Origin of the sequence: Bradyrhizobium sp. 138 (assembly GCF_023074075.1) — a bacterium.
GTDB lineage: Bacteria > Pseudomonadota > Alphaproteobacteria > Rhizobiales > Xanthobacteraceae > Bradyrhizobium.
This window is the reverse complement of sequence record NZ_JADPKT010000007.1, coordinates 183907-210720: the sequence shown is the minus strand read 5'-3', so window position 1 is coordinate 210720 and position 26814 is coordinate 183907. Positions and strand designations below refer to the sequence as shown.

General features: G+C 63.4%; 27 protein-coding genes and 1 pseudogene. 20 read left to right on the top strand and 8 right to left on the bottom strand.

Annotation, left to right across the window (positions count from 1 at the left end):
- The first annotated feature begins 172 nt into the window (after positions 1 to 172).
- Genes dapA through IVA79_RS05390 form a run of 4 tightly spaced genes read left to right on the top strand, consistent with a single transcriptional unit; the run spans position 173 to position 2655 of the window.
- Positions 173 to 1063, top strand: coding sequence for a 4-hydroxy-tetrahydrodipicolinate synthase (gene dapA / locus IVA79_RS05405; protein ID WP_247550816.1), 891 nt, complete (start codon positions 173 to 175; stop codon positions 1061 to 1063).
- A gap of 56 nt (positions 1064 to 1119) precedes the next feature.
- Entirely contained in the window at positions 1120 to 1533 is a 414-nt protein-coding gene (gene mscL, locus IVA79_RS05400) for a large conductance mechanosensitive channel protein MscL (protein WP_247551426.1), read from the top strand.
- A 59-nt stretch (positions 1534 to 1592) separates the two neighbouring features.
- Positions 1593 to 2066, top strand: a complete 474-nt coding sequence (gene smpB, locus IVA79_RS05395) for an SsrA-binding protein SmpB (protein WP_061847806.1) — start codon at positions 1593 to 1595, stop codon at positions 2064 to 2066.
- A 4-nt stretch (positions 2067 to 2070) separates the two neighbouring features.
- Positions 2071 to 2655 (top strand): peroxiredoxin, encoded by a 585-nt coding sequence (locus tag IVA79_RS05390; protein ID WP_247550815.1) that lies wholly within the window; start codon positions 2071 to 2073, stop codon positions 2653 to 2655.
- Here IVA79_RS05390 and IVA79_RS05385 read toward each other — a convergent pair.
- Positions 2652 to 3326 carry a uracil-DNA glycosylase gene (locus tag IVA79_RS05385; protein WP_247550814.1) on the bottom strand — a complete coding sequence of 225 codons (675 nt, stop codon included), beginning with the start codon at positions 3324 to 3326 and terminating at the stop codon, positions 2652 to 2654. The two genes, IVA79_RS05390 and IVA79_RS05385, sit on opposite strands and share 4 nt — an antisense overlap.
- Positions 3307 to 3951: an NYN domain-containing protein gene (locus IVA79_RS05380; protein WP_063194883.1), complete on the bottom strand. Its 645-nt coding sequence runs from the start codon at positions 3949 to 3951 to the stop codon at positions 3307 to 3309. The genes IVA79_RS05385 and IVA79_RS05380 overlap by 20 nt, the downstream gene beginning before the upstream one ends.
- Before the next feature lie 330 nt (positions 3952 to 4281).
- On the opposite strand from IVA79_RS05380, the gene rpoZ reads away from it, so the two are divergent.
- The 8 genes from rpoZ to IVA79_RS05340 all read left to right on the top strand — a co-directional run bounded on the left by rpoZ (position 4282) and on the right by IVA79_RS05340 (position 11584).
- The gene (rpoZ, locus tag IVA79_RS05375) at positions 4282 to 4674 is read left to right on the top strand and encodes a DNA-directed RNA polymerase subunit omega (protein ID WP_007603391.1); all 393 of its coding nucleotides are present in this window, start codon (positions 4282 to 4284) and stop codon (positions 4672 to 4674) included.
- 205 nt (positions 4675 to 4879) lie between these two features.
- Positions 4880 to 7162 carry a bifunctional (p)ppGpp synthetase/guanosine-3',5'-bis(diphosphate) 3'-pyrophosphohydrolase gene (locus IVA79_RS05370; RefSeq protein ID WP_247550813.1) on the top strand — a complete coding sequence of 761 codons (2283 nt, stop codon included), beginning with the start codon at positions 4880 to 4882 and terminating at the stop codon, positions 7160 to 7162.
- 45 nt (positions 7163 to 7207) lie between these two features.
- The gene (locus tag IVA79_RS05365; RefSeq protein ID WP_247550812.1) at positions 7208 to 7960 is read left to right on the top strand and encodes a pyridoxine 5'-phosphate synthase; all 753 of its coding nucleotides are present in this window, start codon (positions 7208 to 7210) and stop codon (positions 7958 to 7960) included.
- Positions 7957 to 8376 (top strand): holo-ACP synthase, encoded by a 420-nt coding sequence (gene acpS, locus IVA79_RS05360; protein WP_247550811.1) that lies wholly within the window; start codon positions 7957 to 7959, stop codon positions 8374 to 8376. Before IVA79_RS05365 ends, acpS begins: the two co-directional genes overlap by 4 nt.
- 250 nt (positions 8377 to 8626) lie before the next feature.
- Positions 8627 to 9391, top strand: coding sequence for a signal peptidase I (gene lepB / locus IVA79_RS05355; RefSeq protein ID WP_212089638.1), 765 nt, complete (start codon positions 8627 to 8629; stop codon positions 9389 to 9391).
- The gene (gene rnc, locus IVA79_RS05350; RefSeq protein ID WP_247550810.1) at positions 9388 to 10266 is read left to right on the top strand and encodes a ribonuclease III; all 879 of its coding nucleotides are present in this window, start codon (positions 9388 to 9390) and stop codon (positions 10264 to 10266) included. The genes lepB and rnc overlap by 4 nt, the downstream gene beginning before the upstream one ends.
- Positions 10256 to 11182, top strand: coding sequence for a GTPase Era (gene era / locus IVA79_RS05345; protein WP_247550809.1), 927 nt, complete (start codon positions 10256 to 10258; stop codon positions 11180 to 11182). Before rnc ends, era begins: the two co-directional genes overlap by 11 nt.
- Before the next feature lie 21 nt (positions 11183 to 11203).
- The gene (locus tag IVA79_RS05340) at positions 11204 to 11584 is read left to right on the top strand and encodes a hypothetical protein (protein ID WP_247550808.1); all 381 of its coding nucleotides are present in this window, start codon (positions 11204 to 11206) and stop codon (positions 11582 to 11584) included.
- 4 nt (positions 11585 to 11588) lie between these two features.
- Here the strand turns inward: IVA79_RS05340 and IVA79_RS05335 are convergent, their stop codons facing one another.
- Positions 11589 to 11903, bottom strand: a complete 315-nt coding sequence (locus tag IVA79_RS05335) for a hypothetical protein (RefSeq protein WP_247550807.1) — start codon at positions 11901 to 11903, stop codon at positions 11589 to 11591.
- Between the two features lie 48 nt (positions 11904 to 11951).
- On the opposite strand from IVA79_RS05335, the gene recO reads away from it, so the two are divergent.
- The 7 genes from recO (at position 11952) to IVA79_RS05300 (ending at position 20737) form a co-directional block, all read left to right on the top strand.
- Positions 11952 to 12704 carry a DNA repair protein RecO gene (gene recO / locus IVA79_RS05330; protein WP_247550806.1) on the top strand — a complete coding sequence of 251 codons (753 nt, stop codon included), beginning with the start codon at positions 11952 to 11954 and terminating at the stop codon, positions 12702 to 12704.
- 101 nt (positions 12705 to 12805) lie between these two features.
- Positions 12806 to 13081 carry a hypothetical protein gene (locus IVA79_RS05325; protein ID WP_247550805.1) on the top strand — a complete coding sequence of 92 codons (276 nt, stop codon included), beginning with the start codon at positions 12806 to 12808 and terminating at the stop codon, positions 13079 to 13081.
- A 61-nt stretch (positions 13082 to 13142) separates the two neighbouring features.
- Positions 13143 to 15401, top strand: coding sequence for a DNA topoisomerase IV subunit A (parC, locus tag IVA79_RS05320; RefSeq protein ID WP_247550804.1), 2259 nt, complete (start codon positions 13143 to 13145; stop codon positions 15399 to 15401).
- Between the two features lie 278 nt (positions 15402 to 15679).
- Positions 15680 to 17224 (top strand): GMC family oxidoreductase N-terminal domain-containing protein, encoded by a 1545-nt coding sequence (locus IVA79_RS05315; protein WP_247550803.1) that lies wholly within the window; start codon positions 15680 to 15682, stop codon positions 17222 to 17224.
- A gap of 1070 nt (positions 17225 to 18294) precedes the next feature.
- Positions 18295 to 19266 (top strand): ABC transporter substrate-binding protein, encoded by a 972-nt coding sequence (locus IVA79_RS05310; RefSeq protein ID WP_247550802.1) that lies wholly within the window; start codon positions 18295 to 18297, stop codon positions 19264 to 19266.
- A gap of 332 nt (positions 19267 to 19598) precedes the next feature.
- Positions 19599 to 19994 carry an avidin/streptavidin family protein gene (locus tag IVA79_RS05305; RefSeq protein ID WP_247550801.1) on the top strand — a complete coding sequence of 132 codons (396 nt, stop codon included), beginning with the start codon at positions 19599 to 19601 and terminating at the stop codon, positions 19992 to 19994.
- A gap of 557 nt (positions 19995 to 20551) precedes the next feature.
- Positions 20552 to 20737: a hypothetical protein gene (locus tag IVA79_RS05300; RefSeq protein WP_247550800.1), complete on the top strand. Its 186-nt coding sequence runs from the start codon at positions 20552 to 20554 to the stop codon at positions 20735 to 20737.
- 29 nt (positions 20738 to 20766) lie between these two features.
- Here the strand turns inward: IVA79_RS05300 and IVA79_RS05295 are convergent.
- The 5 genes and pseudogenes from IVA79_RS05295 to IVA79_RS05275 all read right to left on the bottom strand — a co-directional run.
- A pseudogene (locus IVA79_RS05295) lies at positions 20767 to 21015 on the bottom strand (chromate transporter); the annotation flags it as partial.
- A gap of 148 nt (positions 21016 to 21163) precedes the next feature.
- Positions 21164 to 22423 carry an adenylate/guanylate cyclase domain-containing protein gene (locus IVA79_RS05290; RefSeq protein WP_247550799.1) on the bottom strand — a complete coding sequence of 420 codons (1260 nt, stop codon included), beginning with the start codon at positions 22421 to 22423 and terminating at the stop codon, positions 21164 to 21166.
- A gap of 237 nt (positions 22424 to 22660) precedes the next feature.
- Complete coding sequence (locus tag IVA79_RS05285; RefSeq protein ID WP_247550798.1) at positions 22661 to 23221, bottom strand: Imm21 family immunity protein; 561 nt, start codon at positions 23219 to 23221, stop codon at positions 22661 to 22663.
- Between the two features lie 105 nt (positions 23222 to 23326).
- Entirely contained in the window at positions 23327 to 24712 is a 1386-nt protein-coding gene (gene chrA / locus IVA79_RS05280) for a chromate efflux transporter (RefSeq protein WP_247550797.1), read from the bottom strand.
- Entirely contained in the window at positions 24713 to 25531 is an 819-nt protein-coding gene (locus IVA79_RS05275; protein ID WP_247550796.1) for a chromate resistance protein ChrB domain-containing protein, read from the bottom strand. It abuts the gene before it with no gap.
- A gap of 197 nt (positions 25532 to 25728) precedes the next feature.
- On the opposite strand from IVA79_RS05275, the gene dmeF reads away from it, so the two are divergent.
- On the top strand, positions 25729 to 26700 hold the full coding sequence (gene dmeF / locus IVA79_RS05270; protein WP_247550795.1) for a CDF family Co(II)/Ni(II) efflux transporter DmeF: 972 nt from the start codon (positions 25729 to 25731) through the stop codon (positions 26698 to 26700).
- Positions 26701 to 26814: the final 114 nt, after the last annotated feature.

The following is a 26814-nucleotide window of genomic DNA, read 5'->3' as shown; positions in this document are numbered from 1 at the left end:
TTGAATATGCGGACAAAATACCAACAGGCGCTTACCGCGGGCCGATTTGCACCACCACCGCGGCAAAATCGCGACCTAAACGGTGCGTCACACGGAAGCGGGCCTTTTACCGGCGGGATAGACCCGATATGAATGGCGCTTGCTCAGAGATAGCCGCGTACGGAGGAAGTCCATGGCAGCCAAGACGAAATTCCGGGGGTCGTTCACCGCCTTGGTCACGCCGTTCAAGAACGGCTCGCTCGACGAGGCGGCGTTCCGCTCGCTGGTCAATTGGCAGATTTCAGAGGGCACCAACGGTCTGGTCCCGGTCGGCACCACCGGCGAGAGCCCGACCCTCAGCCATGACGAGCACAAGAAGGTGGTCGAATGGTGCATCGCCGAGGCCAAGGGCCGCGTGCCTGTCGTCGCGGGGGCCGGCTCCAACTCGACCAAGGAGGCGATCGAGCTCTCCCAGCACGCCGAGAAGGCGGGCGCGGACGCGGTGCTGGTCGTGACGCCCTATTACAACAAGCCGACCCAGGAAGGGCTCTACCAGCACTTCAAGGCGATCAACGACGCGATCGGGATTCCGATCATCATCTACAACATCCCGCCGCGCTCGGTGATCGACATGTCGGTCGACACCATGAAGCGGCTGTGGGAGCTGAAGAACATCGCCGGCGTCAAGGACGCCACCGCCAGCATGGTGCGCGTGTCGCAGCAGCGCGCCGCGATGGGCGAGGAGTTCAACCAGCTCTCGGGCGAGGACGCCACCATCCTTGGCTACATGGCCCATGGCGGCCACGGCTGCATCTCGGTCACTTCGAACGTCGCGCCGCGCCTGTGCTCGGAGTTCCACACCGCCTGGCAGAAGGGCGACCACGCCACGGCCTTGAGGCTGCACGACAAGCTGATGCCGCTGCACAACAACCTCTTCATCGAGAGCAATCCGGCGCCGATCAAATATGCGATGTCGCTGCTCGGCAAGCTGGACGAGACGCTGCGGCTGCCGATGGTGCCGGTCTCCGAGCCGACGCGCCTGGCCGTGCGCGCCGCCATGGTTCATGCCGGTCTGCTGAATTGAGGCGTTAGCCGTTCGGGGGACCTTTCATGAGCGCGATCGACCAAAGCGGCAGGCGGATGCTCACGGAGTTCCGCGAGTTCGCCATGAAGGGAAATGTCGTCGATCTCGCGGTCGGCGTCATCATCGGCGCGGCCTTCGGCGCCATCGTCAATTCGCTGGTCGGCGATGTCATCATGCCGATCATCGGCGCCGTCACCGGCGGGCTCGACTTCTCGAACTACTTCACCCCCTTGTCGAAGGCGGTCACCGCCACCAACTTAGCTGACGCGAAAAAGCAAGGCGCCGTCCTTGCTTGGGGCAGCTTCCTCACGCTGACGATCAACTTCATCATCGTCGCCTTCGTGTTGTTCCTGGTGATCCGCGCCATGAACACCCTGAAGCGCAAGCAGGAGGCCGCGCCCGCCGCTCCGCCAAAGCCGTCCGCCGAGGTCGAGCTGCTGACCGAAATCCGCGATCTCCTCAAGAAGTGACGCGCGCGCTTCATCCGAACTGTTAGAATCCGTACGCATCTTGATCAGGTTTGTCTGCGATGGCCGATAAGAACGAACGTCCGATCAAGGTCATGGCGGAAAATCGCAAGGCCCGCTTCAACTATGCGATCGAGGACACGATCGAGGCCGGCATTGCGCTGACCGGCACCGAGGTCAAGTCGATCCGCAACGGCAAGAGCACGATTGCGGAATCCTACGCCGATTCCAAGAACGGCGAGATCTGGCTGATCAACGCCACCATTCCCGAATATCTGCAAGGCAACCGCTTCAATCACGAGCCCAAGCGGCCGCGAAAATTGCTGCTGCATCGCCGGCAGATCAACAAGCTGATGGGCGCGGTCGATCGCGAGGGCATGACGCTGATCCCGCTCAAGCTCTATTTCAACGAGCGTGGCCGCGCCAAGCTGCAGCTCGCGGTTGCGAAGGGCAAGAAGCTGCACGACAAGCGCGAGACCGAGAAGAAGCGCGACTGGAGCCGGGAGAAGGGCCGCCTGATGCGGGCGAGGGGATAGCGGGATGACCCAGAGGAACCTGCTCGAGGTCGATTGGAGCAAGATTCCAGCGCCCGAAGATGACGGCGGCGCCGCGCACCTGAAGGGCATGATTCTGCCGCCGATCGGCCTGCGCGCGACCGACGACAGGTCGGTCACGCTGTCGGCGCTGCGCGGCCGCACCGTGGTGTTCGCCTATCCTCGCACCGGCGAGCCCGGCAAGATCTCGCTGGTCGACGATTGGGACATGATCCCGGGCGCGCGGGGTTGCACGCCGCAGACTTGTGCGTTTCGCGACCTGTTCGCCGAGCTCAAGGCGGCGGGCGCGGCCCAGGTGTTCGGCCTCTCGACCCAGAGCAACGACTACCAGACCGAGATGGCCTCACGGCTGCATCTGCCGTTCCCGGTGCTGTCGGACGAGAAACTGGCGCTGACGCGCGCGCTGAAGCTGCCGACGATGGAGGTCGCAGGCCTGACGCTGATCAAGCGCCTTGCCCTTGTGATCGACGACGCCAGGATCACGCATGTGTTTTACCCGGTCTTTCCGCCCGACCGGAACGCCGGCGACGTCCTGGACTGGTTGAAGGCCAATCCGGCAAAGGCCGCCTAATCGAGATCCGCCTTCACCTTCGCGAACACCGACCGGAACATGTCCGCCGTCAGCACGCCCGTGTTGGTGTTGTAGCGCGAGCAGTGATAGCTGTCGTAAAGCTTGAACGGGCCGGCCTGATGCACGGCGCCATGGCCGAAGGGGGCCTGGGAGGCCTTCAGCTTCAGCGGCTTGAGCACGCTGTCGTGCGCAATTCGCCCGAGCGCGATGATCGCGCGCAGCTTCGGCATCGTCTCGAGATTCGCGACCAGAAACTGCCGGCAGGTGTTGATCTCGGCCGGCAGCGGCTTGTTCTGCGGCGGCACGCAATGCACGGCGTTGGCGATCCGACAGTCGATCAGCTTCAGGCCGTCATCGGGACGCGCCTGATAGGTACCCTCAGCAAACCCGTATTCGAGCAGCGTGGCGTAGAGCAGGTCGCCGGCATAATCGCCGGTGAATGGCCGTCCCGTGCGGTTGGCGCCCTGCATCCCCGGCGCGAGACCGACGATCAGGAGACGCGCCCTGATGTCGCCGAAGGGCGCGACCGGCGCATTGTGCCACAACGGCTCGCGCGCCCGGTTCGCCTCGCGAAAGGCGACCAGACGCGGACAGAACGGACAATCGCGGTCGGGAACGACGGTGGAGGGCTGGCGGCTTGACCGGGCCGCCTCACTCCTCGAAGTCGTCATCGCCCCTCGGCGCCATCGTGGTTGCGCGCTGGAGGAATTGCGGGGCGTGGTGACGTTCGCCACGCTCACCGCGGTCGCGCGGGGCAGGGCGTTCGGACGGGTCGCGGCCGAGCTTGGATTGCAGCTCGACGAGGTCGGTGAAGACGTCGGCCTGGCGGCGAAGCTCGTCGGCGATCATCGGCGGCTGGCTGGCGATGGTGGAGATCACGGTGACCCGCACGCCGCGGCGCTGGACGGCCTCGACCAGGGAGCGGAAGTCGCCGTCACCGGAGAACAGCACCATCTGGTCGATATGCTCGGCGAGCTCCATGGCATCCACGGCGAGCTCGATGTCCATGTTGCCCTTGACCTTGCGGCGGCCGGAGGCGTCGATGAATTCCTTGGTCGCCTTGGTGACGACGGTGTAGCCGTTGTAGTCCAGCCAGTCGATCAATGGGCGGATCGAGGAGTATTCCTGATCCTCGATGATCGCGGTGTAGTAGAACGCCCGCAACAATGTCCCGCGGCTCTGAAACTCCTTCAGCAAGCGCTTGTAATCGATGTCGAAGCCCAGAGTTTTCGCCGTCGCGTAGAGATTGGCTCCGTCGATGAAGAGCGCGATCTTGTCGGTAGAGGAAGGTGACATTCAGTTTGCTCGCGTAGAGTTCGTGTTTGATCGTTTTATTGTTGGCGCGGCGACAGCAGGCCGCGCATTTCTAAAGTGCCGCTGAGACCCGTCGAAACCGCAAATCCGGAGAAGTCGGGGCAATCAAGGTATAGTTATGGCGGACTTTCATATCCCCGGCGCCGCCCTCGATGGCAGCCCGGAAAACCACCCTTCCCAGCCCCAATGTGGGGGTAGCAGAGCCGTTTGGCGAGGCCAAATCACAAATTGACCTTGCGAAATCGTCCCGGCCCCTATAACTAGCCCCAATCATCCACATATTTCGTCCCAACCACAACGGAGCGATAGTCCATGGCTCGCGTCACCGTAGAAGATTGTATCGACAAGGTCGACAACCGGTTTGACTTGGTCCTGCTGGCCGCCCACCGTGCCCGCATGATTTCGTCCGGTTCACAACTAACGGTTGACCGCGATAACGACAAGAACCCTGTTGTGTCTTTGCGCGAAATTGCCGAGACGACCATCTCGCCTGAGGACCTTCGCGAGGAGCTGGTGCACTCGCTCCAGAAGTTCGTCGAGGTGGACGAGCCCGAGCCGGATACGGTGCCGCTGATCGGTTCCGCGGGTGCGAGCGTCGATGCGGACGACACCGAAGTCGCCGTCGAGCGCATGACCGAAGAGGAGCTCCTGAAGGGTCTCGAAGGCCTGGCGCCGCCCGAGGAGCAGCCCGAGGAAGACGAGTAAATCGTCCGTCGCGATCGTCGACTTCTTGTGATCTTATCAAAGGCCCGAACGGTTGTTCGGGCCTTTGCTTTTGTTGACGTTTTCGTGGTTACCATAGCGTCGTCGCTGGCGATGCGTCCTGTCACCGAATTGATCGGACACACACGCGATCGGAGCTAAGATGTGTACAGCGGGCTGCTTCGGGCCCGTTTGAAGGCAGGACGGCATGGTCTATCGGCGCCGCAGATCCACGCAGATGCAGGCCGCAACCGAATCGGTTGCCGTGGCCCCGACTGCGCCGGTCGCCCGCCCGGCCAAGCCCCGCGCGCGCATGATGCGTCAATATGACCTCGTCGAGCGCGTCCGGTCCTACAATCCCAACACCAACGAAGACCTGCTGAACCGCGCCTATGTCTATGCCATGAAGGCGCATGGCTCGCAGACCCGCGCCTCGGGCGATCCCTATTTCTCGCACCCGCTCGAAGTGGCAGCGATTCTCACCGACCTGAAGCTCGACGACGCCACCATCGTCGCCGCGCTGCTCCACGACACGATCGAGGACACCGAGGCGACGCGGGCCGAGATCGACCAGATCTTCGGGCCGGAGATCGGCGCGCTGGTCGAGGGCCTGACCAAGCTGAAGCGGCTCGAGCTGGTGTCACGGGAGGCCAAGCAGGCCGAGAACCTGCGCAAATTGTTGCTGGCCATTGCCGACGATGTCCGCGTGCTCTTGGTCAAGCTCGCTGACCGTCTGCACAACATGCGCACGCTGGACTTCGTGCCGACGGAATCGCGCAGGCGCATCGCCGAGGAGACGCTCGACATCTATGCGCCGCTGGCCGGGCGCATGGGCATGCAGGAAATGCGCGAGGAGCTGGAGAATTTATCCTTCCGCACCCTCGATCCCGAAGCCTATTCGGTGGTGATGCAGCGCCTCGACGCGCTCGCCGAACGCAACCGCAATCTGATCGGCGAGATCGAGGACCAGCTCTCCAACAATCTGCGCCACAGAGGCTTGGGGGCGCGGGTCTATGGCCGTCGCAAGAAGCCGTTCTCGATCTGGACCAAGATGGAGCGCAAATCGGTCGGCTTCGAGCAATTGTCCGACATCTTCGGCTTCCGTCTCGTCGTCAACGACATCGAGGCCTGCTATCGCGCGCTCGGCATCGTCCACACCACCTGGCCGGTCGTGCCGGGGCGCTTCAAGGACTACATCTCGACGCCGAAGCAGAACGACTATCGCTCGATCCACACAACGGTGATCGGCCCCGGCAACCAGCGCGTCGAGCTGCAGATCCGCACCGAGGCGATGGACCAGATCGCCGAGCGCGGCATCGCCGCGCACGTCTTCTACAAGGAGGGCGTGGGATCGCCGACCGAATTCCTCAAGCGCGAGTCGAACGCGTTCGCCTGGCTGCGCCACACCATCGGCATCCTCTCGGAGAGCGCCAACCCGGAGGAATTTCTCGAGCACACCAAGCTCGAGCTGTTCCACGACCAGGTGTTCTGCTTTACCCCGAAAGGCAAGCTGATCGCGCTGCCGCGCCACGCCAACGTGATCGACTTCGCCTATGCCGTGCATACCGACGTCGGCAACAGCGCGGTCGGCTGCAAGATCAACGGCCAGTTCGCGCCGCTGTCCTCGGAGCTTCAGAACGGCGACGAGGTCGAGGTGCTGACCTCGGAAGCGCAATCGGCACCGCCCTCGGCCTGGGAAACGCTTGCGGTCACCGGCAAGGCGCGCGCCGCAATCCGCCGCGCCACGCGCACCGCCGTGCGCGATCAATATGCCGGTCTCGGCCGGCGCATCGTCGAGCGCCTGTTCGAGCGCGCCAAGATCGACTATGCCGACGACAAGCTCAAGGGCGCGCTGCCGCGGCTCGCGCGCACTTCGATCGAGGACGTGATGGCCGCTGTGGGGCGCGGCGAGATCAAGGCCTCCCACGTCGCGCGTGCGATGTACCCCGACTACAAGGAGGAGCGCATCGCGCGCTACGGCGCCAAGAAGGGGCTTGCCGCCAAGCTCAAGGAGAAGTCCACGGAGCCGCGCAGCCCGGTCGCCATTCCGATCCGCGGCATCAATTCCGACCTGCCGGTGAAGTTCGCCCCGAACGGCGGCGCCGTGCCGGGCGATCGCATCGTCGGCATCGTCACGCCGGGCGAGGGCATCACGATCTATCCGATCCAGGCGCCGGCCCTGAAGGATTTCGAGGAGGAGCCGGAGCGCTGGCTCGACGTCCGCTGGGACATCGAGGACTCCGCGCCGCAGCGCTTCCCGGCCCGTATCAAGGTCGAGAACGTCAACGAGCCCGGCGCGCTGGCGCAGATCGCGACCGTGATCGCCGAGCACGACGGCAACATCGACAACATCAGCATGCAGCGCCGCTCACCTGATTTCACGGAGACGACGATCGATCTCGAAGTCTACGATTTGAAGCATCTGAGCGCGATCCTGGCCCAGCTGCGCGCGAAGGCGGTCGTCGCCAAAGTCGAACGTGTTAATGGATAGACGCTTTGCGTATGCGTCTATCGCCCTGATCTCGTGAGTTCTGAAATGCCCGCACCTCCGCTCCGCCTCGGCGTCAATGTCGACCATGTCGCGACCCTGCGTAACGCGCGCGGTGGCCGCAATCCCGATCCGGTGCGTGCGGCGCTGCTGGCGATCGAGGCCGGCGCCGATGGCATCACGGCCCATCTGCGCGAGGATCGCCGCCACATCCGCGACGAGGACATGGCGCGGCTGAAGGCGGAGATCTCCAAGCCGCTCAATTTCGAGATGGCGGCGACCGACGATATGATGCGCATCTCGCTCGCCACCAGGCCGCACGCGGTGTGCCTGGTGCCGGAGCGGCGCCAGGAGGTGACGACCGAAGGCGGGCTGGATGTGGTCGGCCAGCACAACGCGCTGGCGCCCTATATCGCGCGGCTGAACGACGCCGGCATCAGGGTCTCGCTGTTCATCGCCGCCGATCCCGCCCAGATCGAGATGGCGGCGCGGCTGCGCGCGCCCGTGATCGAGATCCACACCGGCGCCTGGTGCGACGCCGTCGTCGACGGCCACACCGAGAAGGCCGAGGCCGAATGGCAGCGGATCGTGGCGGGCGCCAAGCTGGCCAAGGCCGGCGGACTGGAGGTCCATGCCGGACACGGACTGGACTATGCGACTGCGGAGACGATCGCGGCCCTGCCTGAGATCATGGAGCTCAACATCGGCTACTACATGATCGGGGAAGCGCTGTTCGTCGGCCTTGCCGAGACGGTGCGTAGCATGCGCGCGGCGATGGACCGCGGCCGGAGCCGGGCGTGATCATCGGCATCGGCTCCGACCTCATCGACATCACCCGCGTCGCCAAGGTGATCGAGCGCCATGGCGAGCGCTTCCTCGACCGCATCTTCACCCCGGCCGAGCGGGCCAAGGCGGAGCGGCGCGCCAAGAACGAGAAGATGGTGGTGGCGACCTACGCCAAGCGCTTTGCCGCCAAGGAGGCCTGCTCCAAGGCGCTCGGCACCGGCATCCGGCGCGGCGTGTGGTGGCGCGACATGGGGGTGGTCAACCTGCCGGGCGGACGGCCGACCATGCACCTGACCGGCGGCGCCCTGGCCCGGCTTCAGGCCCTGACGCCGGAGGGGTTCGAGGCGCGGATCGACGTTTCGATCACCGACGACTGGCCGCTGGCCCAGGCCTTCGTCATCATTTCCGCCGTGCCGCTGGCCAAGCCCTGATCCTTGCTGCGATAATTCTATAATTCTTGTTTAAAATCAGTATCTTGCTTAGTTTTGGTGCGATCCTTGATTGCGTGGCCTCCGACAACCGTCTAAAAGTCCGCGGACGCAAATCAGCCTGGGCGAATTCGGCTTTACGCCGGAATTGGCCCTCACTATCAGAATCAGGACAATCTCCTTGCGCCGCGAACCGATGGGCTGTTCGCGGGAGGAGGGCGCTCTGTGACCGCCGGCCGGAATTGAGAGAGCAATGAGCGTGACTTCGGGAACGAAAACTGAGAGCGGCGTCGGCGAAACGATCCGGGTCGTGATCCATGCTCTCCTGATCGCGCTGGTGATCCGCACCTTCCTGTTCCAGCCATTCAACATCCCGTCCGGCTCGATGAAGGCGACGCTGCTGGTCGGCGACTATCTGTTCGTCTCGAAATATTCCTACGGCTACAGCCATTATTCGATTCCGTTCTCGCCGCCGCTGTTCTCCGGTCGGATCTGGGGCTCGGACCCGGCCCGCGGCGACATCGTCGTGTTTCGCCTGCCGAAGGACGATTCCACCGATTACATCAAGCGCGTGATCGGCCTTCCCGGCGACCGCATCCAGATGCGGGACGGGCTGCTTTACATCAACGACGCGCCGGTCGAGCGGCAGCGGATGAGCGAATATGTCGGCGAGGAGCCCTGCGGCTCGGAAGGTGGCGGCATCTCCCGGGTGAAGCGCTGGAAGGAGACGCTGCCGAACGGCGTGTCCTATGAGACGCTCGACTGCGCCGATAACGGCTACGTGGACAACACCAACGTCTACACCGTACCATCAGGCCATTTCTTCATGATGGGCGACAACCGCGATAATTCCACCGATAGCCGCTTCCTCGGCCAGGTCGGCTATGTGCCGCAGGAGAATCTGATCGGCCGCGCCCAGATGATCTTCTTCTCCATCGCCGAAGGCGAGCATGCCTGGATGTTCTGGCGCTGGCCGTGGGCGGTGCGCTGGAATCGCTTCTTCAAAATTGTCCGATGAAAGACGAAGCCAAGGACATCGCGAACCAACCGACCGAGGCCCAAGCCGGCCCCGACGGCGAAGCTGCGACCAAGAGCCTTGCGACCAAGACTCCTGAGACCAAGTCTCCTGAGACTAAGACTCCTGAAGCCAAGGCGCCCGCGAAGAAGAAGCGGACGCGGAGCAAGGCCAAGCGCACCGATGCCAACGCAGCGCTCGAGGCCCGCATCGGCTACAGCTTCACCGATCCGAATATGCTGATGCAGGCAATCACGCATGTCTCGGCGCTGAAGTCCGGGCGCAAGCGCGGCGACAGCTATCAGCGCCTGGAGTTCCTCGGCGATCACGTGCTCGGGCTCGTCGTCTCCGACATGCTCTATCACGCCTTCCCGAACGCCGATGAGGGCGAGCTCTCCAAGCGTCTTGCCGAGCTCGTGCGCAAGGAAAGCTGCGCCGACGTCGCCAAGTCGCTCGGCCTGCTCGACGACATCAAGCTCGGCTCGGTCGGCTCCAGCGCCGATGCCCGCCTGCGCAAATCCATCCTCGGCGACATCTGCGAGGCCGTGATCGGCGCCGTCTTCCTCGACGGCGGCTACGCGGCGGCGTCCGAGTTCGTCAAGCGTAACTGGACCGAGCGCATGCACAAGCCGCGCCGTCCGTTGCGCGATCCCAAGACCGTGCTGCAGGAATGGGCGCAAGGAAAGGGGCTGCCGACGCCGGTTTACCGCGAGGTCGAGCGCACCGGCCCGCACCACGATCCGCAATTCCGCGTCGCGGTGGATCTGCCGGGCCTCGCGCCGGCCGAAGGCATTGGCGGCAGCAAGCGCGCGGCAGAAAAGGTGGCAGCTTCGGTGATGATCGAACGCGAAGGCGTTGGCGGCAGCAATGACGGTTGAAGCAAGCGGCGAGACGCCCATTGCGACGCGCTGCGGCTTCGTTGCGTTGATCGGCGCGCCGAACGTCGGCAAGTCCACACTGGTCAATGCGCTGGTCGGGGCCAAGGTCACGATCGTCTCGCGCAAGGTGCAGACCACGCGCGCGCTGATCCGCGGCATCGTGATCGAGAACAACGCGCAAATCATCCTGGTCGACACGCCCGGCATCTTCCTGCCGAAGCGGCGGCTCGACCGCGCCATGGTCTCGACCGCCTGGAGCGGGGCGCATGACGCCGATCTCGTCTGCGTGCTGCTCGACGCCAAGACCGGCATCGACGAGGAAGCCGAGGCGATCCTCGCTAAGGCGGCCAGCGTCAATCACGAGAAGATCCTTGTCATCAACAAGGTCGATCTGGTCCAGCGCGAGAAATTGCTCGCACTGGCGCAGGCTGCCAACGAGCGCATGAAGTTCGCGCGGACATTCATGATTGCGGCGATCTCGGGCGACGGCGTCGATGACCTCCGTACGACGCTTGCCGAGATGGTGCCGCCGGGACCGTATCTTTACCCTGAGGACCAGATGTCGGACGCGCCGATGCGGCAGTTAGCTGCCGAAATCACGCGCGAAAAAATCTATCAGAAGCTGCACCAGGAATTGCCCTACCAGTCCACGGTCGAAACCGACAAATGGGAGGAGCGCAAGGACAAGTCGGTGCGGATCGAGCAGACGATCTTCGTCGAGCGCGAAAGCCAGCGCAAGATCGTGCTCGGCAAGGGCGGCGCCACCATCAAGTCGATCGGCGCGGACTCGCGCAAGGAGCTGATGCAGATCCTGGACGTGCCGGTGCATCTGTTCCTGTTCGTCAAGGTGCGCGAAAACTGGGGCGACGATCCCGATCGCTATCGCGAGATGGGCCTGGACTTTCCCAGGGAATAACCAGCAAAAGATCAGTCTGCGATGAGCGTGCCCAGCAACATCAGGCGCTTCGAAGCGCTGCTCTATGCATCGTTGATGCTGGACGCCTTGTCCGTTGCGGTGCAGGACCGCACGCCCAATGCCGAGATGACCGAGCAGATGATCATGACGAGGACGTTGATGGCAGGGGTCATGATCCTGCTCTTCGTCTATCTTGTCTGGTTGGCTGCGCTTGGGCGCAAGAACTGGCCGCGCTTGTTGCTGACGGTCGCGCAGGCACTATCGGTGATCGGGCTTGCCCGGATCATAGCCCAAAACGGCTTGGAGCTCGACAGCGCCATTGAGATCGTCTCCTGCGTGCTGACGACGATCGGCCTATATTTCTCGTTCACCGGCGACGCGAAGGGCTGGTTCAACGCGTGAGTCGTTACGACCGGTAGGCGTAGAAGATGACGACCGCGCTCACGACGATGCCCCAGACGACGAAGCCCACGATCACGCCAAGCGCCGGAGACAGGATCACCCGGCCTTCGACAGGGCGCCTGATGTGTAAGGCGCCGGTCCAGCCGATACGAGTCAACCGTTCAGGAAATTCGACTCTGACCTTGCCGAGCGAGGCCGCAAACAGCAGAGCGAACGCCGTGAAATAGAAAATGGTCGGCAGCGCATCGAAAATGGTCCACCAGACGACCCATATCACCAACTCGACAATCGGGCCGATCAGACCGGCAATGAAGTCCATTGTGATTCCAGGCGTGTCCGAACAAGCATATCGCGCTATACTTAGCACATGGAATGGACCGACGAGGGCATCGTGCTGGGCGTGCGGCGGCATGGCGAGTCTAGCGCCATCGTCGAGCTCTTGACGCGTGCGCACGGCCGGCATCTCGGTCTGGTGCGCGGTGGGGCCGGCTCGCGGATGCGGCCGCTGCTGCAGCCGGGGAACAGCGTCAGCGTGGTGTGGCGGGCACGGCTCGACGAGCATCTCGGCACCTATGCGGTTGAAGGCCTGAAGCTGCGCGCGGCCAATTTGCTCGGCTCATCCCATGGCGTCTACGGCGTCACGCATCTCGCCTCGATTGCGCGCCTGTTGCCGGAGCGCGATCCGCATGAGGAGATTTTTGCGCTGCTCGAGCATTCGCTCGATGACTTCGAGGACATCGGCGGCGCGGCCGTCCACCTCATCCATTTCGAGCTGGCGATGCTCGCCGAGCTCGGCTTCGGCCTGGCGCTGGACAATTGTGCGGTGACCGGCGAGACCACGGACCTGATCTACGTCTCGCCGAAATCCGGCGGCGCGGTGTCGCGCGGCGCGGGCGAGCCTTGGCGCGACCGCCTGTTGCGCCTGCCGCCGTTTCTGCGCCAGGGCGAAACCGCAACCGACCTCACCGATCAGGACCTGCAGGACGGCTTTCGGCTCACCGGCCTGTTCCTGCTGCGCCACGTGCTGGAGCCGCGGGGGCAGGGCCATTCCGACGCGCGCGCGGGCTTCATCAATGCCCTGACACGGCAACAGGCGAGGGCGGCGATTGCGGCGCCATGAGCGAAGCGGGACTCTGCCCTGTCCGTCGACATGGAGTTCCCTGGAACGAAATCGGGCGCGGTGGAATTGGCGCTCAGGTTCCTCAATGGGGGATAGCCCAAATGTTGATCAGGGGATTCGCCTTGTCCGCGGCGCTGCTCGCGTTTGCGCCTGATGCAATGGCCGGCGAGCCGCAACCCGGCGTGTTTCGCCGGGCATCCTGCACCGTCGTCCGGTACTATGTGGCGAAATATTCCGCTGCGGCCGCAGAGACATGGGCGCGGTCAAAGGGGGCGACCGAGGCTGAAATCGAGGCCGCCCGGCGTTGCCTGACCAATGGGCCGGCGCCGGCTCAGGACAAGTCCCAGACCGTGACAGCCGGCTGGGCCGGTCACTAGGCCGCCCACAGGGAACCAATCCATCCTTGCCCGATTCGCTTCCACGGTTTAACCGGGCGGCATGGGAAAACGAATCGTTCCGCCGGAAGAACCGGCCGAAATTCACGAGGTGCCGCTGCGTGAAGCGCTCGAGGAGCGCTATCTCGCCTATGCGCTCTCCACCATCATGCACCGCGCGCTGCCCGACGCGCGCGACGGCCTGAAGCCGGTCCACCGGCGCATCCTCTACGGCATGCGCCTGCTCAGGCTCGATCCCGGCACGGCCTTCAAGAAATCCGCCAAAATCGTCGGCGACGTGATGGGCTCGTTCCATCCACATGGCGACCAGGCCATCTACGACGCCATGGTCCGCCTCGCGCAGGATTTCTCCTCGCGCTACCCGCTGGTCGACGGCCAGGGCAATTTCGGCAATATCGACGGCGATAACCCGGCCGCCTACCGCTACACCGAAGCGCGCATGACCGACGTCGCGCGGCTTCTGCTCGATGGCATCGACGAGGACGGCGTCGAGTTTCGCGCCAATTACGACGGCCAGTCGAAGGAGCCGGTCGTGCTGCCCGGCGGCTTCCCGAACCTGCTCGCCAACGGCGCGCAAGGCATCGCGGTGGGCATGGCGACCTCGATCCCGCCGCACAATGCGGCCGAGCTCTGCGATGCCGCGCTGCATCTGATCGAGAAGCCCGACGCCAAATCCAAGGCGCTGCTGAAGTGGGTGAAGGGCCCGGACTTCCCGACCGGCGGCATCTGCGTCGATTCCAAGCAGGCCATCGCGGAAGCCTACACCACCGGCCGCGGTTCGTTCCGCGTCCGTGCGCGGTGGGAGCAGGAGGAGGGCGCGCGGGGCTCCTGGGTCGTCGTCGTCACCGAGATCCCATTCCTGGTGCAGAAGTCGCGCCTGATCGAGAAGGTCGCCGAGCTGCTCGACCAGAAGAAGCTGCCGCTGGTCGGCGACATCAGGGACGAGTCGGCCGAAGACGTCCGCATCGTGATCGAGCCGAAATCGAAGAACGTCGATCCCGCGCTGATGATGGAATCGCTGTTCCGGCTCACCGAGCTCGAAAACAAGATTCCGCTGAACCTCAACGTGCTGATCAAGGGCAAGGTGCCCAAGGTGGTGGGGCTGGCGGAGTGCTTGCGCGAATGGCTCGACCATCTGCGCGACGTCCTGATCCGCCGCAGCAATTACCGCAAGGGCGAGATCGAGCACCGGCTCGAAATCCTCGGCGGTCTGCTGATCGCCTATCTCAACATCGACGAGGTGATCCGGATCATCCGCACTGAGGACGAGCCGAAGCCAGCCTTGATCAAGGCGTTCAAGCTCACCGAATTGCAAGCCGACTCCATTCTCAACATGCGGCTGCGCAATCTGCGCAAGCTCGAGGAAATGGAGATTCGCACCGAGGAAAAGGATCTGCGGAAGGAGCTGAAGGGCATCCAGGCCCTGCTGGCCTCTGAAGCCGAGCAGTGGAAGAAGGTCGGCGAGCAGGTCGGCAAGGTCCGCGACATGTTCGGGCCGAAGACGCCGCTCGGCAAGCGCCGCACCACTTTTGCCGACGCGCCCGAACACGATCTCGCCGCCATGGAGGAAGCCCTCGTCGAGCGCGAGCCGGTGACGGTCGTCGTCTCCGACAAGGGCTGGATCCGCACCTTGAAGGGCCATGTCGAGGACCTCTCGGGGCTCGCCTTCAAGCAGGACGACAAGCTCGGCTTCGCCTTCTTCGCCGAGACGACCTCGAAGCTCCTGCTGTTCGCCACCAACGGCAAGTTCTACACGCTCGATGTCGCCAAGCTCCCGGGCGGCCGCGGTCACGGCGAGCCGATCCGTCTGTTCATCGACCTCGAGCAGGAGGCGGCGCCCGTCGCGCTGTTCGTCAACAAGGGCGGGCGCAAATTCCTGGTCGCGAGCCACGAGGGCCAGGGGTTTGTCGTCAACGAGGACGATTGCGTCGGCACCACCAAGAAGGGCAAGCAGGTCCTCAATGTCGACATGCCGAACGAGGCGCGCGCGATCACCGAGGTGATCGGCGACACTGTGGCTGTGATCGGCGAGAACCGCAAAATGCTGGTGTTCCCGCTCGACCAGGTGCCGGAAATGGCGCGCGGCCGCGGCGTGCGCCTGCAGAAGTACAAGGACGGCGGCCTCTCCGACGTTGCCGTGTTCGAAGCCAAGGCCGGCCTGACCTGGAAGGACTCCGCGGGCCGCGAATTCTCCGCGACCATGAAGGAGCTCGCCGAGTGGCAAGGCACTCGCGCCGATGCCGGCCGCCTGCCGCCGAAGGGTTTCCCGAAGTCGAACAAGTTCGGGCGGGTGATCGGGTAGCCGCTTGTGTCCCGGACGCGCTGCAACGCTTTTCGCGTTGCTGCGCAGAGCCGGGACCCACGCCACACAGAATGCTCGCAGACGTAGGCCCCGGCTCTGCAGCGCACCGCTGAAGTAGCGCTGCGCTGCGTCCGGGGCACGATAGAGCGCGTCGTGTGCGCTACGCCCAACCGCAATGACGGGATGCGACAGCATCGCCTCCAATTCGCATTCCGCCGCTCCCCGCGCTCTGATACCGTTCGCCATGCCGGTCTTCCCGAACGTTGAGAATGAACGCGATGTACGATGTCATTGTTGTCGGCGGCGGCTCCGCTGGCGCTGCGGTTGCGGCGCGGCTGTCCGAGGATCCCGCACGGCGCGTGCTGCTGCTGGAGGCGGGCCGCGATTGGCGTGCCGATGAGGCGCCGTGGGAAGTGCGGACGCCGAACCCGATCCCGATCATCCACAAGCGCGAGTACCAGGAAAAATGGCAGTGGCCTGATCTGTTGTCGCGCCGGGTGGCCGGGCAGGAGCCGCGCTTCTACTGGCGCGGCAAGGGGCTCGGCGGCTCCTCGATGATGAACGGCCAGATCGCGATCCGCGGCGTTGCCGATGCCTTCGACGAATGGGCGGCCCTTGGCTGCGCCGGCTGGTCGGCCAGGGAGGTGATGCCGCTGTTCTCCGTGATCGAGGACGATTTTGAGTTCGGCGACGCCGAGGGCCACGGCCGTGGCGGACCGCTGCCGGTCTATCGCGCGCCTCCGGACAAATGGGGCCCGATTGATCGCGGCTTGCGCGATGCGGCGCTGGCGAGCGGCTATAAGTGGTGCGCCGATCTCAACGGCCCCGATGGCGAGGGCGTCGCCTGCTATCCCATCAACAGCCGCGACTTGCGGCGCATCAGCACCAACGAGGCCTATCTCGAGCCGGCGCGCGGCCGCACTAACCTTGAGATCCGCGGCCATGCGCTGGTCGATCGCGTCCTGATTAGCGATGGACGCGCGACCGGCGTCCGGGTTCACATCGAAGGGCAGGGCACCCACGAGATCAGCGCGCGGCAGATCGTCCTGTGCGCCGGTGCGATCCACAGTCCGGCGATCCTGCTGCGCTCGGGCATCGGCCCTGCCGAGGAGTTGAAGGCGATGGGGATTGCGGTTGCGCGGGACCTTCCGGTCGGCAAGCATTACTTCGACCACCCGCTGTTTCGCGCCACCATCCAGCTCCGCGACAATCTGCGGCCGACCGATCCAGACACGCGCCACACCAATTGCTGCGTGACTTATTCCTCGGGCCTCGCCGAGGGCGGCAAGCGCGACATGATCCTGATCGCCTTCAACCACCGCGGCATCGGCGCGCCTGGGGCGATCGGCGCCGGCCTGTTCAACGCCTATTCGCGCGGCACGCTCAAGCTGGCCTCGACCGATCCAGCGATTGATCCTATGGTCGAGGAGAACATGCTGGCCGATCCCCGCGACATGCTGCGCATGATGGATGCGGTGAAGCGTCTCGCCGTGATCACGTCGCAGCCGGCGCTGGCGGACATCGCCGACTGGATTCGGCTCGCCGACACCGACCTGACGCTGCCGCAGGCCGCCAGCCTGCCGGATCACGAGCTCGACGCAGTGCTGCGCCGTGAGACCGGCGACATCCAGCACGCCGCCGGCAGCTGCCGCATGAGCGGCGCTGGTGACCGCGACGGCGTGGTCGATCCCGATGGCGGCGTGAAGGGCATTGCGGGCCTGCGCGTCGCCGATGCCTCGATCATGCCGTCCGACTGCCGCGCCAACACGCATTTCACCACGGTGGTGATCGGCGAAGCGATCGCGCGGATGATGATGCGGTAGTGCCAGGGAAGGTCGGTGCGCAGGGGACGGTGATGGCGGGCGCTCGCGGCTCCCTCCGCGTCATTGCGAGCGCAGCGAAGCAATCCAGAATCTTTCCGCGGAAACAGTCTGGATTGCTTCGTCGCAAGGGCTCCTCGCAATGACGGAGCAAGCCGGGAGGCCATCGCCCTCCGATTCACACTTCAAACAGCAGACACACGATCGCCTTCCCGCGGCGCATGTCGCCCGAGTTTTGCGTCTCGCACGCCCTCGAAAAAGGCGAGGGCGCAGGGAAGGCCGGGCGCTGGCGGCACCCGAGATCCGTGCGCGATCAAAATGCACACGGGGTGGACCACAGGTGTTGCCGGTCGCCCGGCCTTCCCTGCGCGAATGGTTTTAACGGTGTCCTTCGTGCTCTCCTCGGGGAGCGTTGCACTATTGCCCCCGTCGTCTTGCCGCTGATCGATGCGCGTGCCGGTTGGCTGCACATCACGGCAAGATTTGACGCCAGAACCCCGGGCGTCGGGACCACACGACTTCTCCGTCCGCGCACGTCCTCGCTGGGAATTCGGGGGGTGGCGTGTGCTCGCCCCCGAAGCCATGCGAAGACGCTGTCAGCGTCGTGTCGTGTGCGCGGCAAGCCATTGCTCACGGTGTCCCGCCCTGCAATGCCCGTTGCGCCCGACGCCGTCGCGTCCATCGCTACCCAGCCCGCGGTTCGTGACGATCGCGATCCGCCCCTCGTCTCGGGCCAGGGTGATCAGTGTGTACGACAAATCCGAATTTCGGTAAAGTGGAATATTTTGTCGGATGGGGCTTGACAGGCGGCGTGGTCAAGCTGACCGGGCTGTTTTGCCCGATGGGTGGCGGCCCATCTGTAGTAGCTGATCGGGGGCCCAGAGTTGTCCCTTAACTCACTCGCCTGAATGTCGGCTTTCGGGCGGCGATCGGGCCAAGAGGGAGGGATTCCCGCGTGTGACACAGCGCGGACATCGAGATGCATTCTCACTGGCCCTCTCATCGCAAAGTGCTAGGCTTTGGACAATCGACCGACGTTTACTCCGCGGTGCTCAATGAGACGACGCGAGTTCATGGGGCTGATCGGCAGCGCGGCAGCGTCGTGGCCGCTCGGCGTGCGTGCGCAGCAATCGACAAGGTGGGTCTACAGGGTGGGTTATCTCGCGAGCGCGTCGCGGGAGCAAACACTTCGTAATGTTACAGCTTTCGAAGCCGGCCTGCGGAGCCTTGGCTATCGCGTCGGCGAGAATGTCGTCATCGAGTACCGTTTTGCCGACGGAGACATGGGGCGGCTGGCGACGCTTGCCACAGAGGTGGTGGGGCTCGGCGTGGACGTCATCGTCTCCGGAACCAATGCGACCACGGTTGCGGCCATGAAGGCGACCCGGACGATTCCGATCGTGATGGCCAACAGTGCCGAGCCGGTCAGTGCAGGACTCGTCGCCAGTCTGGCGCGCCCGGGTGGCCATGTCACTGGATTCAGCTCGGAGCCCGGCGATGAGATCAATGGCAAGCGGCTCGAATTTCTGAAGGACACTGTGCCCAACCTCTCGCGTGTGGGCATCCTGTGGAATCCGGACTTTGCTCCCAATCAGGACCGGCTGACGTCGCTGCGGGAAGCCGCCAGGACGCTGGGGTTGACGCTTGTCCCAGCCGAGGCGCGTGGCCCGGACATACTTGAAAGGGCGTTCGCGACAATGGTGAGTGAGCGCGCGCAGGTGCTCGTCGTGCTGAGCGATGGAGTGCTGTTCAATCATCGCGGCCTGATAGGCGTCATGGCGGTCAGAAATCGGCTGCCTGCAATCTCTGCGGTGAGAGAATACGCGGAAGCGGGCTTCCTCTTGAGCTACGGGACTGACCTGCCAGATCAGTTTCGTCGCTCTGCGACCCTCATCGACAAGATTTTCAAGGGTACGAAACCTGGCGATCTGCCGGTCGAACGGCCGACCAAGTATGAGCTTGTTATAAACCTCCAGACCGCCAAGGCACTTGCCATCAACATGCCGCCGACCCTGCTGTCGCGGGCCGATGTCGTGATCGAGTAGGCACTCTGACGTCGCTTATTGGTTGATCAGTGAAGTGGGCATCCGCCTTTGAACTCCGCTGAGCGGGGCATGCCGGAGTAAGCTTTGCTCTAGGATGAGTTCTGCATAATGCGCTCGTAGGATGGGTAGAGCGTAAGCGAAACCCATCAATTCCTCCGCCGATGACGAGGCATGATGGGTTTCGCAAGGGCTCAACCCATCCTGCGCACGCGCGGCGCGGCTGTCCCTCCTGGCGCCAGAACGAGCCGAACCATGGCGTTTTTGTTTGCCCTTGCAAAGCCCAAGGAACCGAGAATAGACCACCTTCGGTTGTTTCTTCCGGAGATTTAGCCATGAAGCGTATTCTTGCTTTGCTTTTCTTCCTCCTCCCAATTTCAGCTCAAGCCCAAGTCCCTTCGTTTTCCACTTGGATAAATACCAGAGGGTCCGCTTTATCAGTCTTTTTTGTTGATCCCGCCACGGGGGCATTTTCGGGGACCTATGTAAACAGGGCCGCTGGCTTCGAGTGCCAAGGCGTTCCTTACGCTGCGGTAGGTGCGAGCAAGGGCACGAGCGTTACCTTTAAAGTAGACTGGAAGGGGATCCTGATTCCCGATTGTCATTCGACAACCGTCTGGATTGGCCGGTTGGCAGGATCAACCCTCAAGACCAGATGGAGGCTCGATTACATCGGCTCCGATGGAAGGCCGCATACGATGCATGGCAAGGACGTCTTCACCAAACAATAGATGGCGCGTCGCACCTCTGAGCATAAACAAGCTCGTAGGATGGGTAGAGCGTAAGCGAAACCCATCCCTCCGCCGATGACGCGGCATGATGGGTTTCGCAAGGGCTCTACCCATCCTACGCGCTCAAAATGGCTCGACGAGGTTTCCTTTTTGCCCGCCTTCGTCCATAGTTCGGCATGGCAAAAATAAGAGTGAGCTTCAAACCTCTTCGTAAATCTGAGGGCGACTGGGTCATCATCGCCGAGTATCCAGGCTCAGAACCCCGAGAAATAACGGGCTTCACGAGCAAAGCCGAAATCGATGATTGGATGAACGGAGAGCGTCGGATTTCTTGGCTCCGATCACAAGGCTACGCCAAGTGAGATGAAACCCGTCCGGCCATCGCGTCCGTCTATGGCTGCGGTGAACGTCTGCCCGTCCTTTTGCGATCCGAGTTCCCTCGACCGAAGCCGCGACTCTCGCTGGCGGCCGAAGCTCTCAGCGCAAACGGGGTGATCAACACTTGTGCCCCATGCCCTAACTCTCGCCGCCAAATCTACGGGCGCTAGGATCCAGTCATGACCAAACCGAAACGCTCAGCCGAGCAGCAGATCTCCGATGAAGCCGACCGCAGGGCGCAAAACCCGAACGCAGCGCGGCAGACGATCGCGGATAGCCAAGCCGATCCGAAGTTTCATGAAAACCACAAACGTCTTAGAGCGGAGCGGTTGGCGCGAGACGAGGCGCGCAAGCCGTCCAAATGAGCACATGGCCGCATGTGTGAGGATAGATCCTAGATCACCCCCGCCAGCCGCAGCGCCACGCCCGCCGCGCAGCTCCCCGCCAGCACCGTCAGCATCCCCAGCTTGAACCGGAAGATCGCGGTCGCCGCCGCGATCGACAGCACGAGTGCCGGCACGTCGACACTCGTCAGCACCGGCCTGTCGAAGTCCAGCGGAAACGCGTGCACCGGCACCGTCTCGCGGAACAGCGTATGCAGCGCGAACCAGATCGAGAGGATGAGGATGACGCCGACGACGGCGGTGTCGCCAGAGCGTCGCGGCTGCTTGCCCAACGGCAATGGTCGGCGGGGTGGTAGTCCCTGATGACAGGGCGCAAGTCACGCCGATCGTCATCATCGGCGGCTCATGATCCATCTCGGACGTCAGCCGACGTCGTAAACAGCGCTCTCATTCCTGTTTCCAGAAGCGGTCGTTGGGCATCGTCCCAGCTGGATCAGCGGAAAATTCGGGCCTGATGCGATTTAGGTAGTACATATCCACCAAACCTTGGTGCTTCACTTCGACCGCGCCGCGGGCTTCTGTGTCGAACCGCGTTTTGATGTGCTGCCAAGTCGATTCGGCAATGTTGATCCGGCCCGGAGTTCCGGCGGCTTCGACGCGCTGGGCAATGTTCACCGTATTGCCCCAAATATCGTAGGTGAATTTATGCTTCCCGACGACGCCCGCAATGACTGGTCCGGTATTGATTCCGATTCTCACCTGCCATGCTGGCAGGTGCAGCTTCTCCCGTTGTCGATTGAGCTTGGTCAAGTGATCGAGCATCTGCAGCGCTCCCAACGACGCATCAATTGCGTGCGAGCGATTGGGTTCCGGTACGCCGCCGACGGCGAGATAGGCATCTCCGATCGTCTTCAGTTTTTCCAGACGATGATTGGCCATGATATCGTCGAACTTGGTGAAGTGTTGGTCGAGCTGATTGATGACGCTCGCCGGCTCCATTGTTTCAACGAGGCGGGTGAACCCCGCGAAATCGATCAAGACCACGGTCGCAGTGTCGAAGAAGCGCGGCTGAACGCGGCCAGTAGCCTTGAGCTCGGCTGCGATGGATGGCGGCAGGATGTTCAGGAGCAGCTGCTCCGACTCGGCTTTCTCGGCCACCGCGCGGTCGCGTGCACGCTCCAATTCTCGCAGCATCTCGTTGCGCACAAGCAACTGCCGGCGCAATTCGAGGTGTACCATTGTCTGCCGTGACAATCGTCTTAATGCTTCCCGCTGCTCAAAGGCAAGTTCGTGTGGCGCGAAGTCGATCACGCACAAAGTCCCCAAGGCATAACCATCTCGGGTGATCAATGGAACGCCGCAGTAAAAGCGGATGTGCATATCGCCCGTCACAAGCGGGCTGGTATTGAATCTTTGATCCTTTACCAGGTCGGGAACGTAGAGGATGTCGTTGTTGCAGATCGTGGCCGTGCAGATCGAAATTTCCCGCGGGCACTCGGAAAGCTCTGCGGGAAGGGGGCCATACTTTGCCTTGATCCATTGCCGCGATGCATCAACGAAGCTGACCAGGGCGGCGGGGCAGCCGCAGATCTGCGCGGCCAATTCAGTGATTTCGTCGAATCCGGCTTCTGGAAGCGTGTCAAGGATTGCGTAGTTTCCTAGCGCATTAAGGCGCTCGGCCTCGTTGGCTGGAGTCATTTGGTTCATGACAAGCCCTTCGCGTTAGCCCCGATGATCCGGGCTAGCGATCTTTGAGCGGTCGCATAGCTGGCGCCACCATTGCATCCCTTCTGACGCTAAGACGAGCAAGAGGCTGCGCCGAACGAAGCTCCTTGAGTTATCCCTGTTTGGAGAACATTAGCATATCGGCGGCTGAAAGACGAGCAATGGGAGGAGGCGATCGAGAGTGAAGTCAAAATTAGCGCAATGTGCGTTCCTGGCCCGTTAGCTGACTCTGCTCGACAGCGGCATGATCCAACAGATTTCGCGAACAATAATCGCCAGCCCTGTAGAGCGGTAATAGTTGGCTTTTGCGAGATACCCGCCTGGACGTAGCACCAGTGCCTGATGCCCGCCGCGCAGATCTTCACCTCGATCCGATGCATCTATCAACCACATTGCACCGGACGCACCTGTCTCAAATTCGAGCCGTTCGGCGTCCGTGCTCTCAAGGCTCTGCCGCAGCTGCGGCGCGTGCAATGCAGGCTCTATAAGTTGTTCGTCATCGACACCAAGCCATTGAACGAAAAAGCCTCTGTCGTCCTGACCATCTGCGTACCAAGCCACGTCGCCTGCCTCGCCGGATAGCACAACAGCGCTGCCTCCGGTGCTGGGGATTAATCCCAACCAGGTCGTTATTCTACACGCACGAGCATAGTCGCTTTGGTCAGTCGGATCCCTATGATCTCGCCATTGTTCGATGCCCCGCCAATGTGGGAGCTGTTCATCGGCAATCAGCAGGTGAGGACCGCCGGTTGTTGCTATCCAGTTGGCAGTGCGATTCATGAGCCGCATGCTAGCAGCTATTTCTGCTATTGGCCCGAGGCTGCCCGCAGTGTGGTGGGCGTCACGTCGCCTGCGGAGAGTTAACCGGACGCATACGTCCACACCTCAGATCACCCCCGCCAGCCGCAGCGCCACGCCCGCCGCGCAGCTCCCCGCCAGCACCGTCAGCATCCCCAGCTTGAACCGGAAGATTGCGGTGGCCGCCGCGATCGACAGCACCAGCGCGGGGATATCCACACTGGTCAGCACCGGCCTGTCGAAATTCAGCGCAAACGCATGCACCGGTACGGTCTCGCGAAACAGCGTGTGCAGGGCGAACCAGATCGAGAGGTTGAGGATGACGCCGACAACGGCGGCGGTGATCGCGCTGAGCGCGCCGGCGAGGCCGGTGTTGCCGCGCAGGCGCTCGATATAGGGGGCGCCGACGAAGATCCAGAGAAAGCAGGGCGTGAAGGTGACCCAGGTCGCGAGCAATCCGCCGAGGGTTGCGGACAGCATCGGCGACAATCCGCTGGGGTCGCGATAGGCGGCCATGAAGCCGACGAACTGCAGCACCATGATCAACGGGCCCGGTGTGGTCTCAGCCATGCCGAGGCCGTCGAGCATCTCGTGCGGCTTCAGCCAGTGATAATGCTCGACCGCCTGCTGGGCGACATAGGCCAGCACGGCATAGGCGCCGCCGAACGTGACCAGCGACATCTTCGAGAAGAACAGCGCGATCTGGCTGAACACGTTGGCCTGACCCAGGGCAGCGAGCAGCGCGATGACAGGCACCAGCCAGAGCGCCAGCCACAGCGCACCGACCCGGATCGCGCGCGCGGTGTTGGGTTTGACGTGTTCGGGCACGGCCTCGCCGAGCATGCTGTCGATCGCCGCATTGCCGCCGCCATGGCCGTGGCCGGCCGGCGCGAATTCCGGTCGGCCGCTCCGCGCGCCGGCGTAGCCGATGAGTCCGGCGGCGATGATGATGATCGGGAAGGGGACGGCGAAGAAGAAGATCGCGACGAAGGCTGCCGCTGCGAGCGCGATCATGATGCGGTTCTTCAGCGCGCGCTTGCCGACACGCACCACGGCCTCGACCACGATGGCGAGCACGGCGGCCTTGAGGCCGAAGAACAGCGCCTCGACGAAGCTGACATTGCCGAAAGCCGCATAGATGTAGCTGAGGCCCATGATGGCGATGATGCCGGGCAGGATGAACAGTCCGCCCGCCATCAATCCACCGGCGGTGCGATGCATCAGCCAGCCGACATAGGTCGCAAGCTGCTGCGCCTCCGGCCCCGGCAGCAACATGCAGTAATTCAGGGCATGCAGGAAACGTCCCTCGGAGATCCACTTCTTCTCCTCGACCAGGATGCGGTGCATCACCGCGATCTGGCCCGCGGGCCCGCCGAAGCTCAAGGACGCGACGCGGAGCCAGACGCGAAAGGCTTCGTTGAAGCTGACGCCGTGACCGGCGTCAGCTCCTGCTTGAGCGTTACGGGTGTCCATTTACGCCTTCACCTTGTTGGTCGGCCAGTTGTGGGTCTCGGTCGTAGCATCGCGGCACCAACGGAAGAAGGCATCGTAGAGCAACATGCCGGCCTCGAGCTGTTCGAGGTCGTCGTCATACATCCGCGACAGCCCGAGCGAAGCCGCGAGCAGGCCGGGCGCCTCCGGCGCCAGATCGGGCCGCGCGGTGTCGGCGCCGCGCACCAATGTTGCGAGCCTGAGCAGCGCCGGTGTCGCGATGCCGAACTCCTCGATCATGACGTCGAAGGTGCAGAGCTCGCCGCGATGGCTCCAGAACACGTTCTCGATGTCGAAGGGGGCAGCATTAAATCGCTCGCCGACGGCGACCACCTCGGACGGCGCCACATAGAGGAACACGGCGCCCGGATCGACGAAACGGCGGATCAGCCAGGGGCAGGCGATGCGGTCGACCTTCGGCCGCGCCCGCGTCACCCAGACCGTGCGTCCCTTGGCATCTCGGGGCGGCAGCTTGCGGGCGTCGACCAGCGGCAGCTTGGCCGCCTTCCAGCCTTCGAAGCCGCCCTCCAGGGTTTCGGCCTGCACGCCGAGCTGGCGCAGCCAGGCTGCGGTGCCCTGCGCGAGCTTCTCGCCGCGGAAGCAGGAGACGACGGCGCGGCGGCCGGCGAAGGTGCCGCCCCAGTCCGTCACATTGTCGTGGCTGAGCTTGATGGAGCCGGGGATCAACCGGCGGTCGGCGGCGAAATCCTCTTCGGTGCGCACGTCGATCAGAACAGGCGCGTTCGCCGTGCCGATCAGCCGTGCCATTTTGTCGGATGATATGGTCGTGAATGCAGACATGATGCGTCCTCGCAAGAAACGAACGGGACGCGATGCTTGGGCCTGTCGCCTCGTGGGGAGATCGCTCAAATCCCCATGGCGCAGATTACAGCGAAACTAAGAAGCACTGTCAATCCGAAGGGACGATTGGATCTTCGAAAAGTGCTGCCCGCCGTCTATATTGCGTTCCAACAGACCTGAATCTTCCGGAGAATTCGATGCATTCGCATTCCATCGAACAATGGACCCACGACCACGCGTTCCTGGGCGAGAAGCACGACGAGAACGAGCGCCGCACCTGGTTCGTGGTCGTGCTGACCCTGGTCATGATGGTCGGCGAGATCGTGGCCGGCTCGCTGTTCGGCTCGATGGCGCTGCTCGCCGACGGCTGGCACATGGGCACGCATGCGGCCGCGCTCGGCATTGCCGCGTTCGCGTACCGCTTCGCGCGGCGGCATCTGGGGAATGCGCATTTCACCTTCGGCACCGGCAAGTTCGGCGATCTTGCCGCCTTCGCCAGCGCGATCATCCTCGGCCTGATCGCGATCGAGATCGCCTATAAGAGCGTGCTGCGGCTGATCAATCCGGTGCCGATCGTCTATGCCGAGGCCATGGCGGTGGCGGCGCTCGGCCTTGGCGTCAACCTCGCCAGCGCGTGGCTGCTGCGCGACAGCCATGATCATCACCATCATGGTCATGAGCACGGCCACAGCCATGCGCATGACGAGCACGATCACCATGACCACGATCACCACGGCCATCACCATCACGACAACAATCTTCGCGCGGCCTATGTCCATGTCATGACCGATGCCGCCACCTCGGTGCTGGCGATCGCCGCGCTCGCCCTCGCCATGTTGTCGGGATGGGTCTGGGCCGATCCGGCCGTCGGCCTGATCGGCAGCGCGGTGATCGCGAGCTGGGCGTTCGGCCTCGTCAAATCATCAGGTGCGGTGCTGCTCGACGTGCGCGCCGACGAGAAGCTGGAGCGGGTGATCCGCGCGCGTATGGAGGTCGGCGATGACCGCGTCACCGACCTGCATCTGTGGCAGGTCGGCCCCGGCCATTGTGCCGTGCTGCTCTCGGTGGTCTCGGACCAGCCGAAGCAGCCGGCCGCCTACAAGCGGCGGCTCGCCGGGCTGAAGGGCCTCAGCCACGTCACTGTCGAGGTCGAGACCTGCCCGCATTGATCGGCGACGCCGGAGCAAGCGCCTCGTCCTTCGAGACAACCGCTTCGCGGTCCCTCAGGATGAGGCTGAACTTGTTCGGTGCGCTTTGAAGCTGCAGCCGCGCATTCCACCCTC